We start from the raw sequence: 16,770 nt of genomic DNA, 5'->3' as shown, positions 1-16,770 counted from the left end.
AACATCATTTGCTTTCCGGTCAGTCTGAATCGTTCAGCATATTTGAATGCTGGCTTCACCAGATGATCAAAAAACTGTCATGAGAGCGGGGTAAGCTGGTATCAAAACTGCATGGGTGAAATGTGTGTCTTGACTATTTCACCGTATGACATGCAACTAAGTGATAGTTGGCATGTTGTATCACTCTGGCAGACTTTGAACCAATCGGTTTGGCAGGCATGAACACATAAGGGGCAGAGCAGGCGTAGCTGCACCAAGAAGGGGAAGGTTTGTCTCCCCGGAAGTGACGTGAAGATGGTGTGGGGTGAGGTTGGATCCATTGCTGGTATGGGAAATTAAGTAACACGACGATTTCTCACAGACTGTTTCCAATCATTTAATTGTATGTTGAACACGGCTTGACCTCGCATAGTGCGAGTGACACTCTGTAGTGGCGTCACTTGTTTTATGACCTGTGTTCTGTAAGAAACAAGATGTAGTTGTGCGAAGTTTGTACGAGGTTTCAGGGGGCGTTTTGGATATCCATCAAGAAGTAGATCTGCTACGCAAGATCCCGATGCTGGCCAGACTGGATACGTCCAAGTTGAAACTATTGGCGTTTACCAGCCGGCTGATGCATTACGAAGATGGTGAAGTGCTTTTCAGCATTAATGATCCGGCGGACTCGGTTTATCTGGTAATTGAAGGAGAGGTGGAGATCATGGCCACCACCAAGGCGGGCGACTTTACATCCGTTGTTCGTGGGGTGAACTCCCTGGTCGGGGAGATGGCAGTGATTTCCAAAAGCAGACGCAGTGCCACCGTTCGAGCGAGTGGTCATGTGGCTGCGCTGTGCATGGAAGGCTCCATATTTCTGCAGCTGATTACGTCCAACCCTGATGTGGCTCTGGATGTACTGCGGCAGTTGAGTGACAAACTGGTTGAAGCGCATCATGCTAACGAAGCGCTCTACAGCCAACTGGAACTGCATTCATAGGCTAACCATGAATAAAGAACGCTTTCTCGCCTTATGGCAACGGACGCTGGGAACAGCCGCCATGGACGCGGAGCAGGCTTTTACGACGCTGGAAGAGCTGTACGCTGCTCCGGGTCGCCATTATCACAACGGTTGCCATGTGCAGCATTGCCTGCTGTGGCTTGACCGCTATCGCAGCCATGCCATCAATGCGGATGCCATTGAGCTGGCTATCTGGTTCCATGATGCCATTTATGAATTTCAGGCCTGTGATAACGAACAGCGCAGTGCTGAGCTGTTCCTGCAGTGCAGTTTAGGTGCGGACCAGACCCTGCGCCGCTATATCTATGACCTGATCCTCGCCACCACCCATCGCCAGCCGCCGACCAATCCGGATCAGGCGCTGATCATGGATGTCGATCTGTCCAGCTTTGCCTTGCCCTGGCACCCTTTCATCAAGGACTCCGTGCGTTGCCGCAAGGAAAAAGCGTTTCTGACAGACCCTGAATTCTTCGCTAAGCAAATCTGTTTCTGGGAAAGTTTGCTGGCTCGTTCTGCGTTCTTCTACACCCCGGTGTTTTTCCATGAACACGAGCAGCAGGCCCGTGAGAATGTAAAACGCATGCTGGAGTTGATGGTTGAGCGCGGCTATGACTGCTCTCTGAATAAACAGTGCCAAAGCGCCTGATGGCGCTTCTGTAGCCTGCGCAGCAATGGCTGCCGGGCTGACGGAAACCCCTCCTGATTCTATCTCGTTGCTGTATCTCTCTGAATTAATTGAGAATTCTTTCTGCCATTGGGTCAAAGTCCGCGCAATACAGAGTTGTGATGCTTGCTCTATAGTTAAGCATGGTGGCGTTGTTGAAATTCCCCTGTGGTGTCTCCATTTGCAGCGGCCTCTGTTTACCCATGCTATCCCATGCTTACAAGGCATGTTGTCTATCCGGGATATCGTTTATGAAGCCTGAACAAATTGCCCTTCTCACCGGTGGTATGGATCAGTTGCCTGGCTGGCCGCTGCGTCCTGTAGTGAGTTGGTTGCTGCAGTCGGCTGCCGATCTGGAGCAGCCGGGTGAACTCGTGAGTGGCCTGTGTGCCCGTTTAACAGAGGCGGGCGCTCCCCTGAAACGTGTGCGGGCCGGCATCAATGTGCTGCACCCGGAGGTAGTGGGGTGTTCTTACACCTGGTGGCGTGATCAGGGGGTGGTCGAGGAAGAGAGTGCACTGCATGGCGTTACCAATACCTCTGCCTATATTGGTAGTCCGATGGAAAAACTGCATCGGCGCCGTGAACCGGTGCGCTATCCGCTGAATGCTGGCGATGAACAAGAGCTCCATTCGTCCCTGCGCGAGCTGAAGGAGGCCGGATGCACTGACTATGTCGGCTTTCCCGTGGTCTGCAGTAATGGCAGGGTGCAGTCGTTACTGTTCGCCACCGACGCAGCAACAGGGTTTGATGACCATGATCTGGCCAAGCTGACACTGATTAAAGATCTGCTGGCACCGTACTGGGAGATTATTGCGCGCCAGCAGTTGTGCGATTCGCTGCTGAGTACCTATATCGGACCGCGTATTGCCAGACGCGTCATGAATGGCCAGATCAAGCGAGGCGACATGGAGCTGATTGAAGCGGCACTGTGGTTCAGTGATCTGCGCAGTTTCACCAGCCTTAGCGAACACTTGTCGGCACAGACCTTGCTCGATTCTCTCAACAGCTATTTTGAGACGGTCGCCGCTGAGGTGACTTCCCGTGGTGGAGAGATTTTGCGTTTTATTGGGGATGCCATGCTGATTGTATTCCCGGTCAGTGAGCAGGTCAGTCTGGCGCAAGCGGCAAATCATGCAGTGGCCGCCGCACTGGCGACCCTGTCACGTATGGATGATATCAACCTTAAGCGTGCACAAGAGGAAATGCCACCGCTGTTGTTTGGTCTGGGATTACATGTGGGCAGTGTGCAATACGGCAATGTCGGGGCGCCAAACCGGCTGGACTTCACGGTGATGGGGCCTGCTGTCAACCGTACGGCCCGTATTGAAGATATGACCAAGCTTCTGCAGCAGCCGGTGCTGATCTCTGCCGAAATGGCGGGTTTGCTGGAGCGGCCGTTGCAGCAGATGGGCAGTCATGAGCTGCGGGGTGTGGATGAGCCGGTCACGCTGTTTGCGCCATTGCCTGCTGGGCCAGCTCTGTCGCATTCGGCAACGTAGATGGCCTGCAAAGCGGTAACAGATGTTGCGCTATATAGCGGAAGTGTAAAGGAATTCGTGCTAGGCTCTGTCGTTCGCGCCGAGCCGAGGAAAATGCCCCCAGATGGTGTCAACTCGCACAGATTGGGCGGTTCAGGTAGTGAGATGGTTGTATGCCGCTAGAACCCACTTCTAGGGAAAAGACGATGTACCGATTGGACAATACCCGTGTGTTGATCTACAGCCATGACAGCTTTGGTCTGGGGCATCTGCGTCGTTGCCGCGCCCTGGCTCATGCGCTGGTGGAGCGCTACAAAGGGGTATCGGTACTGATCCTCACCGGCTCACCTATCATTGGGCGTTTTGATTTCAAGGCGCGGGTAGATTTTGTCCGGATTCCTGGCGTGATCAAACTGCATAATGGCGATTACACCTCACTGGGTTTGCACATCCGCCTTGATCAGACGCTGGCATTGCGTGAGTCCATCATTCTCAACACCGCCAAGGCCTTTGAGCCCGATCTGTTTATCGTCGATAAAGAACCGCTGGGCCTGCAGGGTGAGGTGGAATCCACCCTGCGGATGCTGCGCGATACCGAGTGCGTCAATGTGCTGGGTATCCGCGATGTGATGGATGAGCCCGTCAAACTGACCAAAGAGTGGGAACACAAGCAGGCCTTTCCTGCTCTGGCTGAACTCTACGACGAAATCTGGGTGTACGGCGATGAGTCCATGGGGAACCCCCTGCAGGGCCTGCCGCTACCGTCCAGTGTGCCGGAAAAAATGTTTTATACCGGCTATCTGCAGCGTCAGCTGCCGGTGCATACCCGCTCCCGTTATCTTGAAACCGTGGAACGGCCCTATTTACTGGTGACCCCCGGTGGTGGTGGTGATGGTGCCGAAATGGTGGACTGGGTGTTGCGTGCCTACGAAGCCGACCCCGATTTGCCTTGGGATGTCATGTTTGTGCTTGGCCCCTTCATGAACAGCCAGGAACAGCAGCAGTTTATGGACCGTGCTGAACCACTGCGCGGTGTACATATGATTACCTTCGATGCCAATCTGGAAAGTCTGCTGAGTGAGGCTGCCGGCATTGTGGCGATGGGTGGATATAACACCTTCTGTGAAATACTTTCCTTTGATAAGCCTGCCTTGCTGATCCCGCGTACAGAACCGCGTCAGGAGCAGTTGATACGAGCCCGCAATGCCAGTGAACTGGGCCTGCTCAGTATGCTGGATCCGCGCGAGCCCCATACCACCGAGCGTATGCTGGTCGCCCTGCGTGCCCTGCCACAGCAGAGTGCGCCATCACAACACATGCCTGCCAATATGCTGAGTGGTCTGGAGCAGGTGCAGTGCCGTGTTAAAGGCTTGCTCAGCGAACGTATCGACTGACAGCTGTTCATATCCGAAACCCAGCCCCACATTCAGGGCAACGGACCTACAGTTTAGGAAAGACCATGCGGGTAATGTTTTACGTCCAGCATCTGCTGGGGATTGGCCACATCAAACGTGCCGCACAGCTGAGCCTGGGTATGCAGCAAGCCGGGCTGGAAGTCTGGGTGGTGCAGGGGGGCGAAGCGGTCGCAGGTATCAATTTTGGTCAGGCCAACGTTATCAGTCTGCCAGCGATTCGTGCCGCAGATGCGCAGTTCAGTGGTCTGGTGGACGATCAGGGCAAGGCGCTGGATGACGACTTCAAGGCCAACCGGCGGTCCCTGCTGCTGCAGGCGCTGGAGCAGATTCAGCCCGATGCGTTGCTGATCGAGAGTTACCCTTTCGGCCGTGGCCAGCTGCGCTTTGAACTTGACCCCTTACTGCAGCAGGCGCACAGCATGTCGCCGCGTCCGTTGATCCTGTCATCGGCACGGGACATTCTGCAGCGCCGTCCGTTGGAGAAAGAGCAAAAAGCACTGAAGCTGCTGGAGCATTATTTCGATGGTGTGCTGGTGCATGGTCAGCAGGACTTTGTGCCGCTGACGGAAAGCTTCAGCCTTTGTGATCAGCTGAGCATACCGTTGCATTACACCGGCTATGTAACGGATACCAGCGTCAGTCCTGCAGCTGAGGGGCAGAATGAAGTTATCGTATCCGCCGGTGGTGGTGCGGTGGGTTTTGGCATCATGCAGGCAGCTTTATTAGCCCGACCGCTGACCGTACTGCGTGAACATCGCTGGCGCGTCCTGATCGGCCCCAATCTCCCTGCCGATCAGATTACGGCCCTGCAGCAGCTGGCGGCGGACGGCATTGTCCTTGAGCCTATACGCAGCGACTTCCGTGGCCTGCTGGCTAATGCAGCACTGTCCATCTCGCAGGGGGGGTACAACACCCTGATGGATATTCTGCTGACAGGTGTTCCCAGTGTCATTGTGCCGTTTGAAGGCAAAGGTGAGACAGAACAGATTACCCGTACCGCCAAGCTGGAGGCCCTGGGAATCTGTGCCATGGTGCGGGAGCAGGAGTTGCAGCCCGAGTATCTGGCCAGCGTGATTGACCAGACGGTGGCTGACCTTCATCAGCGTTCTCCCGCACTGTCACTGCAACTGGCCGGGGCCAGGCGCAGTGGCGATATTATTCGCTCACTGCTGGAGCAACGTCATGGCTGACTGGCAAAGTCTGGAACAGGAGTTGCGGCTGTGGGCACGGAGCCATCGCCGGCCAACATTGTGGTGGCGGGATGACGATGCGGAAGCGGATGTGCCCGAACTTCAACATCTGTTGCAGATCAGTGATGAACTGCAGGTGCCTGTGCTGCTGGCAGCGGTGCCGGCGAAAGTACAGCCGTCACTGGCGGCAGCCGTACAAGGACATGGTCTGGTAGGCATAGTGCAGCATGGATTTGATCATACCAACCATGCGCCACCCACTGAGCGTAAACATGAGCTGGGCGCGCATCGGCCTCTTTCAGTCATGATCGATGCGTTGCGTCAGGGGCGGGAACTGCTGGAACAGCACTTTGCCGGACGTTTTCAGCCTGTGCTGGTGCCGCCATGGAATCGCTATACCCCGACGTTGCGGCCTTATCTGCATGATCAGGTGGGATTGCGAGGTCTATCCACTCTGGGGCCGCGCGATGCGGCGGAGGTGGACGGCCTGACACAGGTGAATGTTCATGTGGATGTGCTGAAATGGAAGCCGTCTGCTCACTTCGCCGGGGAAGCTGACACGCTCACGGCCCTGATCACCCATCTGCAGCAGCGACGTCTGGGGCTGGTGGATGCGGCTGAGCCAACCGGCATCATGACTCATCATCTGGTCATGGATGCTGCAGCCTGGCGCTTCACCCGCCAGTTGTTCAGGGTACTGAACGATGCTGGCGTAGGCTGGATTGCCGATCTGTTACCAGCGGGCTAGCGTGATAAAGCGCCAGCCCGTCACTGCCAGCAGGCGTTGTCTGGCTGACGTGCTCAGTGCAGCTGCATCGGTAACTCGAAAGAGGGGAACCCCGTGTCAAAGGTGGTGTGGGGGTGATACTGCATCAGCAGCAGTGCCTGACCGTCCTGATTCTGCGTAAAGCGACGCTGGGTGACAAAACCATAGCGATCATAGAAGTGGCGGCCCTGTCGATTGGATTCATAGATGACTGCCTGCAGGTGCGGAAAGAACTGCCGCACATAGTTAAGCAGGGTGCAGCCAATGCCTTTACCGCGCAGCTCGGGTTGGACGCACAGGCAGACAATTTCGGTATCGACCAGACTGATAAATCCCACCACCTGCATCTGATGCAGATACACCCAGGTTTCTCCCTGCTCCAGTACCTGATCCAGTTGTTGCAGGCGCTCGTAGCTACGCCAGGCGGGGTGGTAAAAAGCACTGATCTCGTTGGCGGTATCTTCCCATAGCGCTTCTATGGCCGTCCGATCCGATGCTAGATAGGCGCGTATCATTTCTCACTTCCTATATAACAAGGCTAAAGGTTTACTCAGCGTCAGGAGGGTACGCACTTCCCGTGCGGGTCCGTTGGGGTCGCTGAGGTCTGCCTGAAAAGATCATTACTGGGCTGACTCAGGCTCAGACAAGGAGCGCTGGCTGGCCGCTGATGACGGCAAAATCTGTGGTTCGTTACGAAACGCCAGATTCACTTAGCATAGAGCAAAAAACGCAGCGGGGAAGCGGGGGGAGCGGGCTTTGTAGCGAGGGATCACGCCATTTTTCAGGTAGTGCAGGTGCAGGTCGCGGGCAAGTTACATCTGGTCGTAAAATAACCAGCCATTGTGGCGCAAGCCTTGGACTGAGGTAGAGAAGCAGGTAGAATGCGCGCCTTTCTGAACAGGTGCTCACGTTCTTCCTGATGTCGGTCATGGCTCATGAGCGGCTCAGATTGGCGAGATTGTAAGTGCCTGCTAACCCGCTGTCGTGCTCTGGTTTTACGTTCCAGACCGCATGGAGAAGTTCGATGTCACAGTTTGTTGTTTGTGCGCTGTATAAGTTCGTCGCTCTGGATGATTTTGAAGCCATCCGTCAGCCATTACTGGATGTGATGGAGAGTAACGAAGTCTGCGGTACCCTGCTGCTGGCGAAAGAGGGGATCAATGGTACTGTGGCCGGCTCCCGCGCAGGTATTGATGCATTGCTGACCTGGCTGAAGTCCGACCCTCGTCTGGCTGCCCTGTCCTATAAAGAATCCTTTACCGAGGTGCTGCCGTTCTACCGCACCAAGGTCAAGCTCAAGCGTGAAATCGTCACTATGGGGGTTGAAGGTATTGACCCTAACAAAGTGGTGGGGACCTACGTCAAACCTCAGGACTGGAATGCTCTGATTTCTGACCCGGACGTACTGCTGGTCGATACGCGTAACGACTACGAAGTGCAGATCGGTACGTTTAAAGGTGCCATCAACCCGATGACCGAAACCTTTCGCGAGTTTCCCGAATACGTGAAGCAGAACCTCGATCCGGGCAAGCACAAGAAAGTGGCGATGTTCTGCACCGGGGGTATTCGTTGTGAAAAATCCACCGCCTACCTCAAGGAGCAGGGCTTCGATGAGGTCTATCACCTCGAAGGTGGCATCCTCAAATATCTGGAGGAAGTCGCTGAGGCCGATACCCTTTGGGAAGGTGAATGCTTTGTGTTCGATAACCGTGTGGCGGTCAATCACAAGCTGGAAAAAGGCCAGTACGATCAGTGCAATGCGTGCCGTCGTCCGATTACCGAAGCCGACAAGCTGCGCCCTGAGTACAAGGCAGGTGTCAGTTGCCACCAGTGCCACGATCAGCTGAGTGAACAGCAGCTGACCCGTTTCGAAGAACGCGAAAAGCAGATGCAGCTGGCAGCCGAGCGTGGCGAAACCCATCTGGGCGGCGATGTGAAACACACCATCGAAGAGCGCCGCCGTGAAAAGCAGGCATGGCGTGAGCATCAGAAGGCTCTGAGCGAGCAGGGACAGACCGCGTAAGCATCGTTAAGCTGAAAGACGTATGCAGGATCTGAAGTAAGCACCGATGATTCAGAGCAGAAAGGGCACGTAACGTGCCCTTTCTTGTTTCTGTCTTTTCTTATTTTTGTCGTGGCTCACATCCTGCTCGATTCCAGCAGGAACTCCACAAACGCCCGATTGGCCCGCGACAGATAGCCGTCCTTGCGCCAGGCGATGCACAGATCAAGAAAGATCGGCGGCGCAAAGGAAACCGTGACCAGATCAGGGTCATCTGCCACGGCCATATTCAGCAGGGTGGAAATGCCGAAACCCTGTTTGACGATGGAGCGGATCAGCGGCACCAGATTGGTCTCAAAGCTGATGTTCGGTGTACAGCCGACCTCCCTGGCCAGCCTGTCCAGTACCTTGCGGTGAAAGTAGCCGGGCTTGAACATCACCAGCTCTTCGGTAAAGAACTCCTGCAGGGTGATCGAACTGCGCTCGGCAAAGAGGTGCTCGCGGCTGACGGTGGCGCGCATTTCCTCGCGCAGAATCGTCCGGGCTTCCAGAATGTCGGAAATGGTTTCCGATTCGATGACAGCCAGATCCAGTTCGCCCTTTTCCAGCATCTGCTGCAGCTGCCAGGTGCCGCCTTCCTGTACCGAGAACGTCAGGTTGGGATAGCGATGGCGAAATGCCATCAGTATGGGAGGGAAGTGGAACGAACCCAGCATACTGGGGATACCCACCCGCACTTCGCCGCGGCTCAGCCCCTTCAGCTCCTGCATTTCCAGCTCGGCATCGGCCACTACCTGCAGGATTTTTTCTGCCTGAACGAACAGACATTTCCCCTCGTCGGTCAGGGCAATGGAGCGTTCGTGACGATGAAACAGGGTCAGCTCCAGTTCATTCTCCAGCTTGCGAATCGCCATGCTGACTGCTGGCTGGGCGAGATTGAGCAGCTCTGCCGCGCGGGTAAAGCTGCCGAGGCGTGCGACCTCATAGAAGTAGCGCAGAGGTTTGAGTTCCATGGTGCGGGTCCGTCAGAGCAGGGGAATGTCAGGTCTGCAGTGGGAAGACTGTCACAACCGTACAGAATATAAAACTTTATTATCCTAATCATAATTTGCATATATTTTTATTATGACCAAGCGGTCGATATAGTGTGCCGTAGGCCCCGCTTTCCGGGCTGCTTCACTACCGCAGGACCGCCATCATGATTCAAGCAGGCAGTCGCGCTTACTGGCGTGCCACCCTGGCTCTGTGCCTGGGCTCCTTTATGATTTTCTCCAACCTTTATGTGACCCAGCCGCTGTTGCCCATGCTGGCCGCTGACTTTCAGGTGTCTCCTCTTTCCGCCAGCTACAGTTTTACCGTGTCCACCCTGACGCTGGGCTTATCACTGCTGGTGTACGGGCCGCTGTCTGATGTGCTGGGGCGTCGGGGCATCATGCTTGTCACGATGGCCGGGGTGATTGTGACGACGCTGGCGCTGTCGCAGACCAGCAGTTACGAAATGCTGTTGGGACTGCGTGCGGTGCAGGGCTTTTTCCTTGGTGGGTTGCCAGCGATTGCGGTGGCCTATATGGGGGATGAGTTTGACAAAGAGGCGCTGATGACCGCTGTCGGTCTGTACATTGGTGCCAATACTCTGGGTGGTATAGGTGGGCGTCTGATTGGTGGTTTTGCCGGAGAAAGCCTGGGCTGGGCCAATACCTTTCTGGTGATTGCAGGTGTCAGTCTGGTGGTATGGCTCAGTTTTGCCTCCCTGCTGCCACGCTCCCGCAACTTCCAGGCCCGGCCATTTCATCTGCGTACCATGCTCGGCAATATGCTCGATCACCTGCGCAACCCCGTCCTGCTGACCGCCTATCTGATCGGCGGATTCAACTTCTTTATCTTTATCAATCAGTACAGCTATATCACCTTTGTGCTGGGTGATGCGCCGTACTCATTATCACCGCGCTTTCTGGGCATGCTGTTTCTGACCTATCTGACCGGCACCCTTGGTTCGGCACTGGCTGGTCGTGCTGCCAGGCGTTTCCCGCAGCCGCTGTGCATGGCATTTGGCATCGTGGTACTGATGCTGGGCAGTCTCTGCACTCTGCTGCCCAGTCTGTGGGCCATCATTCTCGGTTTCTTTATCAACAGCTTCGGCTTCTTCTTTGCCCATTCCACCAACAGCAGCTGGGTCAGCCGTAACGCCCAGCATGCCAAGGCCAGTGCCAGTTCGCTGTACCTGGTGTTCTATTACACCGGCGCCAGTACCGGCGGTATCTATTTGCATCCCTTCTGGGAATGGCGTGGCTGGACGGGAGTGATCATCGGCTCTTTGGTGGTGCTGGTGGGTACGCTGAGCGCAGCGCTTTATCTGCACCGTAAAACCCGGGTTGCGGGTGAGGTGACAAACGCAGTGGTTTGCTGAAGGGCGTGTAGCGGGTCAGTCGGGCGTGAGAGTAAACCACCGATGCCAGTGTCGGCGCCAGATACTGGCAAAGTGCACGAATTCCCAGGCGTCCAGCTGTCCCTGGCGAGTGACGGCATGCTGGGGAACGTAGCGGCAGCGCAGAAAGGACTGTTTTTCCAGAACACGCTGTGAAGCGATATTGCTGACCGAGGCAAAAGCACGCAAATGGTCCAGCTTCATCTGCTCATAGCCCGCCCGGATCAGCTGCTTCAGTGCCGCCGATGCTACACCCTGGCCGCAGTAGGCTTCACCGATACGATAGCCGACGAAACCATAGCGCGAATCATTGAGCGAGCGACGCAGGTTGGCTCTGCCCATCAGCTCGCCCTGCTCATTCACAATCAGCAGCGGATAGATCATGCCTTCATGGTAACGCTGCACGTATTCATCAATATGCTCACGCACGCCCTGAAGGGAATAGAATGCCGGTTCGCGGGCCTCGATGGTCCGTTCAAACCAGGCCTGATTGCTTTCTTCAAAGGCCAGCAGCGCTTGCGCGTGGCGCTCGCTCAGTAGTTCAAATCGCATGATGATCAGGTCAGGTGGTTGAGGGGCAGGGCGGTACTGCTGATAGGGGTTTTCATCACAAAACTGGAATGCACCCCGGTCACGCCTTCAATCGTGGTCACCCGATTCAGCAGGAACTGCTGGAAGGCTTCCATATCCTTGACTATGACTTTCAACAGGTAGTCGGCCGACTGGCCGGTGATCAGGTGGCATTCCAGCACTTCCGGATAGCTGGCAATCAGCTCTTCAAAACGCTGGAATCGCTCCGGAGTATGACGATCCATACTGATGCCGATAAAGGCCATCAGGGTCAAACCGAGCTTTTTGGCATTGAGCAGAGCGCTGTAGCCCTCGATGATGCCCTCTTCTTCCAGGCGTTTGACCCGTCGCAAACAGGGGGAAGGCGACAGCTGAATGCTGTCTGCCAGCTCCTGATTACTCATGCGGCCGTCCTTCTGTAGTACTTCCATGATGCGCCGATCGTAACGATTGAATGTCATTTACTGGTCTCCCTGCGGTCTGGACGACAGATTAATGCGCGTTTGGCTATGGTAAAGCAATTTTGTGCTTTAGGCATTGTCAGGGCTTTGTTGCGATCCAAGAGACAATCTGAATCAATCATTAGATTGATCTTGTGATAGATAATGAGAAGCTTTAGCATTAGTAAAATCTATTGGATCGAATGGGCAAGCTTGGTTAGCCACTGGCAATGCGTCGGTTAACCGCCCAGCAGCCCTGTCGCCGTCGGGATTTCACATGAAAAATATCGAGCAGAACAAAGGCATGGCCAAACGCTGGGCCATGATCGTAGGGCTGAGTGCTGGCATGGTGCTGGCTCCGTTGAGCCACGCTGAATCGGATACGCTCACCGCTCCTGTTACATCGACCAGCGCACCTGCCAGCAGCGAATCGGCGACCTCTTCCAGCCCTGCTACTGTTTCTGCTCCTGCCAGCGATGCCGTTTCCGCGGCGGACACCCCAATGCAGGGATCAGCCTCTGCGCCAGAAGACCTCTCCCAGACCAATGAGCCTCTGCCCGGAGCGGTTGCCGACAGCAATGCCGTGGCATCCATGCTGCCACACGACCTGACCCCCATGGGTATGTTCATGGCCGCTGACTGGGTGGTCAAGGCGGTCATGCTGGGTCTGGCCTTTGCTTCCATCGTGACCTGGACCATCGCACTGGTGAAAAGTATCGAGATTGCTGCAGCGAAGAAACGCGCTCGCCGCACCCTGCGTAATCTGGGTGAGGTCGGCACGCTGCGTGAGGGGCTGAAGGCCGTTGAACATGACACCTGCCTGTCAGCATCCATGGTGCAGGCGGCCGAGTATGAGCTGGTGTTGTCAGCCAAGCACGAAGCCTTTGATAAAGGTGGGGTGAAGGAGCGTGTCGAATCCCGTCTGCATCGTATTGAGGCTGCCGCTGCGCGCCGCATCAATGTCGGTACCGGTGTGCTGGCCACCATCGGTTCGACTTCTCCCTTTGTCGGTCTGTTCGGTACCGTCTGGGGCATCATGAACAGCTTTATCGGTATCTCCAAATCGCAAACCACCAATCTGGCCGTGGTGGCGCCGGGTATCGCCGAAGCATTGCTGGCCACTGCGATCGGTCTGGTGGCAGCCATTCCGGCGGTCGTCATCTACAACCATTTTGCCCGCAGTATCGGTGGCTACCGCGCCATCATGGCCGATACCACCGCAGAGGTGGCGCGTATTGTCAGTCGCGATCTGGATCGCCAGCCACAGGTGACTCCCCTGCGTAAAGTAGGGAGCTGATCATGGCAGGTGGACTGCATCACGGTGATGATGATCTGGGTGAGAACCACGAGATCAACGTTACGCCCTTTATCGACGTCATTCTGGTGTTGCTGATCATCTTCATGGTGGCAGCACCGCTGGCCACCGTCAGTGTACCGGTGGATCTGCCTGCCTCGTCGGCACAACCGCAACCTCACCCTGACAAACCCGTCTATATCTCCATTCAGGCGGATCTCAGTGTCAGCGTGGGCGAAGAGAAAGTGCCGGAGCAGGGGCTGGGTGCAGTGCTGGATAAGGTGACTGCGAAGGATTATCAGCAGCGCCTGTTTCTGCGTGCCGATAAAGGCGTGCCTTACGGTGAGCTGATGAAGGTCATGGACCAGCTGCGAACTGCGGGTTATCTGAAAATTGGCCTGGTGGGTCTGGAGACGGTCGGAAGCGCTCAATGACAGAACCGCTGAACCCTTCCCCCGCAGCAGCCAGAGCTTCTGGGGTGCACAATCCCATGCCTGAAGCCCAGCCGCCGCTGAGTCTGCGCCGTGCCAGTGCCTGGGGGCTGGGCCTGACGCTGGTGGCAGGAGTGCATCTGGCACTGCTGCTGCCACTGGTCAAAGCGGCCCCTCTGCCTGCCAATCCACCGGCGGCACCGGAAGCAATCATGATTGAGCTGGCGCCAATGCCAGAAGTGGTCAAGCCTGAGCCGGTCCCGGAACCCGTTGTGGAGCCGGAACCCGAACCGGAGCCACCACCTCCCGAGCCTGAACCCTTGCCTGAGCCTCCGCCCCCTCCACCACCGGAGGTGAAACCGGAAGTGGTTATTCCTCCGCCACCACCGCCCAAACCGAAGAAGGTGGAAAAAAAGGTAGAGAAGAAAGTCGAGAAGAAAGTAGAAAAGCCAAAGGAACAGCCACCGAAGAAAGAGCAGCCCAAAGCGGCTCCACCTGCAGTGCAGGATGCTCCTCCGGCAACCCCAAAGGCACCGAAAGCCGTTGATCCCGGCGAGCAGCAGCGACGGGTGCAGGCACAGCGTAGCTGGCAGGGAGACCTGATGGCACATCTGGCTAAGCACAAGCGTTATCCTCGAGCGGCCCGGGTAAGGCGTCAGGAAGGTGTGGTCTATGTCCGTTTTGTCATGGACCGTTCTGGCAAGGTGCTGAGTGCTTCACTGAAGACCTCGTCCGGTTTTGAATTGCTGGATGATGCCGCGCTGGAGCTGATCCAGCAGGCCAGTCCGCTACCGGCACCGCCTGACAGTATCCCCAACGAGCTGGTAGTGCCGATCGATTACAACCTGCGCCGCTAGGCTCTGGCCTACGGCCAGCTACAACACCCTCGTCTGATCCGTCAGCGAGGGTGTTGTTGTTTATGCCATGGGGATAGAGGCAGATTTAACCTCATCAGGCAGGGTAGAAAGCTATACGTAATATGTATTTTTCAAAGAGTGGTCATAATCTGCCTTTAAAAAGGATTTTTAATAGTAAAGGTTGCTCAGCTTGAGAAAAAGACAGCAATTTTAGCAATCTTCTGCTGCTGGAAAATCCGTATACTGACATCCGTCTTCAGAGCAACCCGCCCCGGCGGAGCACTGAAGCCCAGGACTGGTCAGGGGCTCACAAGGCACCATCCGACCCTTTCTCTCCACCCGGGAGACTGCAAGTTGGCTGAAGGATTGGTTATCACCGAACTGTCAGTAACTGGAAGAGCTACCCATTCTTTCCGAAGTCAGCGCACCGTCTGTCGACGAGTCGAGTACCGAGCAGCGGGGCGCCACTTCAACTAACGGACAACACCAGGACATTCATCATGAGTTACGACCATCGCAAATACCGCCCCGCACCAACCATCAACATGCCTGATCGTCAGTGGCCTAATCAGGTCCTGACCAAGGCGCCGCTATGGTGCGCGGTTGACCTGCGCGATGGTAACCAGGCGCTGGTTGAACCCATGACCGTTGCACAAAAGCTGCAGATGTGGGACCTGATGATGCGCATCGGGTTCAAACATGTGGAAGTGGGATTTCCTGCGGCCTCTCAGCCTGACTTCGACTTTGTCCGTGAACTGATCGACAACAACCTGATTCCCGAAGACGTGACCATTCAGGTACTGGTTCAGGCTCGCGAAGACCTGATCGCCCGTACCTATCAGGCGCTGGAAGGTTCTAAGCAGGCCATCGTGCATGTTTACAACTCAGTCAACCCCACTCAGCGCCAGTACGTGTTCAATACTGACAAAGATGGCGTCAAAGCCATTGCAGTGCAGGGCGCACGCTGGGTGCGTGAGTATTCAAAACGTTATCCGCACACTGAATGGAGTTTCCAGTATTCACCGGAAAGCTTCAGCAGCACCGAAGTCGATTTTGCGGTGGAAGTCTGTGATGCGGTGATTGATGAGTGGCGCGAAACCGGCCGTCCGATGATCATCAACCTGCCCGCGACCGTCGAAGTGAGTACGCCTAACGTATTCGCGGATCAGGTCGAATGGTTCTGCCGTAACATGCGTGGCCGCAAGGATGTCAGCATTTCCATTCACACCCATAACGACCGCGGCTGCGGTGTTGCAGCGGCAGAGCTGGCAGTACTGGCGGGTGCTGATCGTATCGAGGGCACTCTGCTCGGCAACGGTGAGCGTACCGGCAACATGGATATCGTCACTATGGCGATGAACCTGTACAGCCAGGGCATTGATCCTGAACTGGATCTGTCTGACATGGATGCCATCGTATCAACCGTCAGTGCCTGCACCCAGATTGCTCTGCATCCGCGTCATCCCTATGCAGGTGAACTGGTGTACACAGCCTTCTCCGGCAGCCATCAGGATGCGATACGCAAGTCGCTGGTGGCCGAGAAGCCTGATCACTACTGGGATGTGGCCTATCTGCCCATCGATCCTGCTGACCTCGGTCGCAGCTATGAGGCGGTGATCCGTATCAACAGCCAGTCCGGTAAAGGCGGCGTGACCTACCTCCTTGAGCGTGATCTTGGCTTGCAGTTGCCACGCTGGTTGCAGATCGATTTCAGCCGCCGCGTTCAGGCCGAAGCCGAAGCGAGCTCCAGTGAGATCAGCCCGGATCAGATTCGCAGCCTGTTCGAGCGCCATTACCTGCAGCCTGCCCATGGCTATCAGGTCAAGCGCTTCCAGCTGGATCAGGACCAGCAGGAAAGTCTGCGGGTTGAGCTGCAGACGCCGAACGGCGCCGTACACATTGCCGGTGAGGGCGAAGGTGCCATCACCGCGCTGGCCAATGCCTGGGAGCGCGAAACCGGCATCCGTATCGACGTGCTGGATTACTCCGAGCATGCCTTGACCGAGGGCACTGAGTCCCGCGCTGCAGCCTACATCCTGCTGGCAGTGGAAGGTCAGCGTATGTGCGGGGTAGCCATCGGTCGTGACGTGGTAAATGCATCCCTGCAGGCGGTCATCAACGCCGCAGCGCAGGTGCCTTCACTGCGTAAAATCGCCTGAGGCAGGAACGCTTCGGCACAAGGCACACTCCACCCTGCCTGTGGCAGGTGAGACGCCAGTCAACATGACCATAAGAGGC

16 protein-coding genes are annotated in these 16,770 nt (G+C 56.0%); 12 read left to right on the top strand and 4 right to left on the bottom strand.

Features of this window, described 5'->3' with window-relative positions; all coding sequences use genetic code 11:
* Positions 1-514: 514 nt before the first annotated feature.
* The 6 genes from QCD60_RS07375 to QCD60_RS07350 all read left to right on the top strand — a co-directional run bounded on the left by QCD60_RS07375 (position 515) and on the right by QCD60_RS07350 (position 6,495).
* The gene (locus QCD60_RS07375) at positions 515-976 is read left to right on the top strand and encodes a cyclic nucleotide-binding domain-containing protein (RefSeq protein WP_279783826.1); all 462 of its coding nucleotides are present in this window, start codon (positions 515-517) and stop codon (positions 974-976) included.
* Between the two features lie 7 nt (positions 977-983).
* Positions 984-1,643, top strand: coding sequence for a hypothetical protein (locus QCD60_RS07370; protein ID WP_279783824.1), 660 nt, complete (start codon positions 984-986; stop codon positions 1,641-1,643).
* Positions 1,644-1,912: 269 nt separating this feature from the next.
* Positions 1,913-3,163 carry an adenylate/guanylate cyclase domain-containing protein gene (locus tag QCD60_RS07365; protein WP_279783822.1) on the top strand — a complete coding sequence of 417 codons (1,251 nt, stop codon included), beginning with the start codon at positions 1,913-1,915 and terminating at the stop codon, positions 3,161-3,163.
* Between the two features lie 185 nt (positions 3,164-3,348).
* Positions 3,349-4,536, top strand: a complete 1,188-nt coding sequence (locus tag QCD60_RS07360; protein ID WP_279783820.1) for a glycosyltransferase — start codon at positions 3,349-3,351, stop codon at positions 4,534-4,536.
* A gap of 65 nt (positions 4,537-4,601) precedes the next feature.
* Positions 4,602-5,747 carry a glycosyltransferase gene (locus tag QCD60_RS07355; protein WP_279783818.1) on the top strand — a complete coding sequence of 382 codons (1,146 nt, stop codon included), beginning with the start codon at positions 4,602-4,604 and terminating at the stop codon, positions 5,745-5,747.
* A complete protein-coding gene (locus QCD60_RS07350; protein WP_279783815.1) occupies positions 5,740-6,495 on the top strand; it encodes a polysaccharide deacetylase family protein in 756 nt (251 codons plus the stop codon). The genes QCD60_RS07355 and QCD60_RS07350 overlap by 8 nt, the downstream gene beginning before the upstream one ends.
* Before the next feature lie 53 nt (positions 6,496-6,548).
* On the opposite strand, the gene QCD60_RS07345 is transcribed toward QCD60_RS07350, so the two are convergent.
* Entirely contained in the window at positions 6,549-7,028 is a 480-nt protein-coding gene (locus QCD60_RS07345; RefSeq protein ID WP_279783813.1) for a GNAT family N-acetyltransferase, read from the bottom strand.
* A 509-nt stretch (positions 7,029-7,537) separates the two neighbouring features.
* Between QCD60_RS07345 and QCD60_RS07340 the strand changes: the two genes are divergently transcribed.
* Complete coding sequence (locus QCD60_RS07340) at positions 7,538-8,536, top strand: rhodanese-related sulfurtransferase (protein ID WP_279783811.1); 999 nt, start codon at positions 7,538-7,540, stop codon at positions 8,534-8,536.
* A 116-nt stretch (positions 8,537-8,652) separates the two neighbouring features.
* On the opposite strand, the gene QCD60_RS07335 is transcribed toward QCD60_RS07340, so the two are convergent.
* Positions 8,653-9,528 carry a LysR family transcriptional regulator gene (locus tag QCD60_RS07335; RefSeq protein WP_279783809.1) on the bottom strand — a complete coding sequence of 292 codons (876 nt, stop codon included), beginning with the start codon at positions 9,526-9,528 and terminating at the stop codon, positions 8,653-8,655.
* A 185-nt stretch (positions 9,529-9,713) separates the two neighbouring features.
* Here QCD60_RS07335 and QCD60_RS07330 point away from each other — a divergent pair, with 185 nt between their 5' ends.
* Positions 9,714-10,922: an MFS transporter gene (locus tag QCD60_RS07330; protein ID WP_279783807.1), complete on the top strand. Its 1,209-nt coding sequence runs from the start codon at positions 9,714-9,716 to the stop codon at positions 10,920-10,922.
* A 15-nt stretch (positions 10,923-10,937) separates the two neighbouring features.
* Here QCD60_RS07330 and QCD60_RS07325 read toward each other — a convergent pair whose 3' ends face one another.
* Both QCD60_RS07325 and QCD60_RS07320 read right to left on the bottom strand, forming a co-directional pair.
* A complete protein-coding gene (locus QCD60_RS07325) occupies positions 10,938-11,492 on the bottom strand; it encodes a GNAT family N-acetyltransferase (protein ID WP_279783804.1) in 555 nt (184 codons plus the stop codon).
* 5 nt (positions 11,493-11,497) lie between these two features.
* Positions 11,498-11,971 carry an Lrp/AsnC family transcriptional regulator gene (locus QCD60_RS07320; protein WP_104152046.1) on the bottom strand — a complete coding sequence of 158 codons (474 nt, stop codon included), beginning with the start codon at positions 11,969-11,971 and terminating at the stop codon, positions 11,498-11,500.
* Positions 11,972-12,227: 256 nt separating this feature from the next.
* Here QCD60_RS07320 and exbB point away from each other — a divergent pair, with 256 nt between their 5' ends.
* The 4 genes from exbB (at position 12,228) to leuA (ending at position 16,691) form a co-directional block, all read left to right on the top strand.
* Complete coding sequence (gene exbB, locus QCD60_RS07315; RefSeq protein ID WP_279783801.1) at positions 12,228-13,247, top strand: tonB-system energizer ExbB; 1,020 nt, start codon at positions 12,228-12,230, stop codon at positions 13,245-13,247.
* Between the two features lie 2 nt (positions 13,248-13,249).
* A complete protein-coding gene (gene exbD, locus QCD60_RS07310) occupies positions 13,250-13,678 on the top strand; it encodes a TonB system transport protein ExbD (RefSeq protein WP_104152047.1) in 429 nt (142 codons plus the stop codon).
* On the top strand, positions 13,675-14,532 hold the full coding sequence (locus QCD60_RS07305; protein ID WP_279783798.1) for an energy transducer TonB: 858 nt from the start codon (positions 13,675-13,677) through the stop codon (positions 14,530-14,532). The genes exbD and QCD60_RS07305 overlap by 4 nt, the downstream gene beginning before the upstream one ends.
* A gap of 500 nt (positions 14,533-15,032) precedes the next feature.
* On the top strand, positions 15,033-16,691 hold the full coding sequence (leuA, locus tag QCD60_RS07300) for a 2-isopropylmalate synthase (protein WP_279783796.1): 1,659 nt from the start codon (positions 15,033-15,035) through the stop codon (positions 16,689-16,691).
* The last annotated feature ends 79 nt before the right edge of the window (positions 16,692-16,770 follow it).

It is taken from the genome of Pokkaliibacter sp. MBI-7 (genome assembly GCF_029846635.1).
Taxonomy (GTDB): domain Bacteria; phylum Pseudomonadota; class Gammaproteobacteria; order Pseudomonadales; family Balneatricaceae; genus Pokkaliibacter.
This window is presented reverse-complemented; position numbering and strand designations above follow the sequence as displayed.

Coding starts and splice junctions, on each gene's coding strand:
- QCD60_RS07370 (WP_279783824.1), top strand. CDS start 984: ATGAATAAAGAACGCTTTCTCGCCTTATGGCAACGGACGCTGGGAACA.
- QCD60_RS07365 (WP_279783822.1), top strand. CDS start 1,913: ATGAAGCCTGAACAAATTGCCCTTCTCACCGGTGGTATGGATCAGTTG.
- QCD60_RS07360 (WP_279783820.1), top strand. CDS start 3,349: ATGTACCGATTGGACAATACCCGTGTGTTGATCTACAGCCATGACAGC.
- QCD60_RS07355 (WP_279783818.1), top strand. CDS start 4,602: ATGCGGGTAATGTTTTACGTCCAGCATCTGCTGGGGATTGGCCACATC.
- QCD60_RS07350 (WP_279783815.1), top strand. CDS start 5,740: ATGGCTGACTGGCAAAGTCTGGAACAGGAGTTGCGGCTGTGGGCACGG.
- QCD60_RS07345 (WP_279783813.1), bottom strand. CDS start 7,028: ATGATACGCGCCTATCTAGCATCGGATCGGACGGCCATAGAAGCGCTA.
- QCD60_RS07340 (WP_279783811.1), top strand. CDS start 7,538: ATGTCACAGTTTGTTGTTTGTGCGCTGTATAAGTTCGTCGCTCTGGAT.
- QCD60_RS07335 (WP_279783809.1), bottom strand. CDS start 9,528: ATGGAACTCAAACCTCTGCGCTACTTCTATGAGGTCGCACGCCTCGGC.
- QCD60_RS07330 (WP_279783807.1), top strand. CDS start 9,714: ATGATTCAAGCAGGCAGTCGCGCTTACTGGCGTGCCACCCTGGCTCTG.
- QCD60_RS07325 (WP_279783804.1), bottom strand. CDS start 11,492: ATGCGATTTGAACTACTGAGCGAGCGCCACGCGCAAGCGCTGCTGGCC.
- QCD60_RS07320 (WP_104152046.1), bottom strand. CDS start 11,971: ATGACATTCAATCGTTACGATCGGCGCATCATGGAAGTACTACAGAAG.
- exbB (WP_279783801.1), top strand. CDS start 12,228: ATGAAAAATATCGAGCAGAACAAAGGCATGGCCAAACGCTGGGCCATG.
- exbD (WP_104152047.1), top strand. CDS start 13,250: ATGGCAGGTGGACTGCATCACGGTGATGATGATCTGGGTGAGAACCAC.
- QCD60_RS07305 (WP_279783798.1), top strand. CDS start 13,675: ATGACAGAACCGCTGAACCCTTCCCCCGCAGCAGCCAGAGCTTCTGGG.
- leuA (WP_279783796.1), top strand. CDS start 15,033: ATGAGTTACGACCATCGCAAATACCGCCCCGCACCAACCATCAACATG.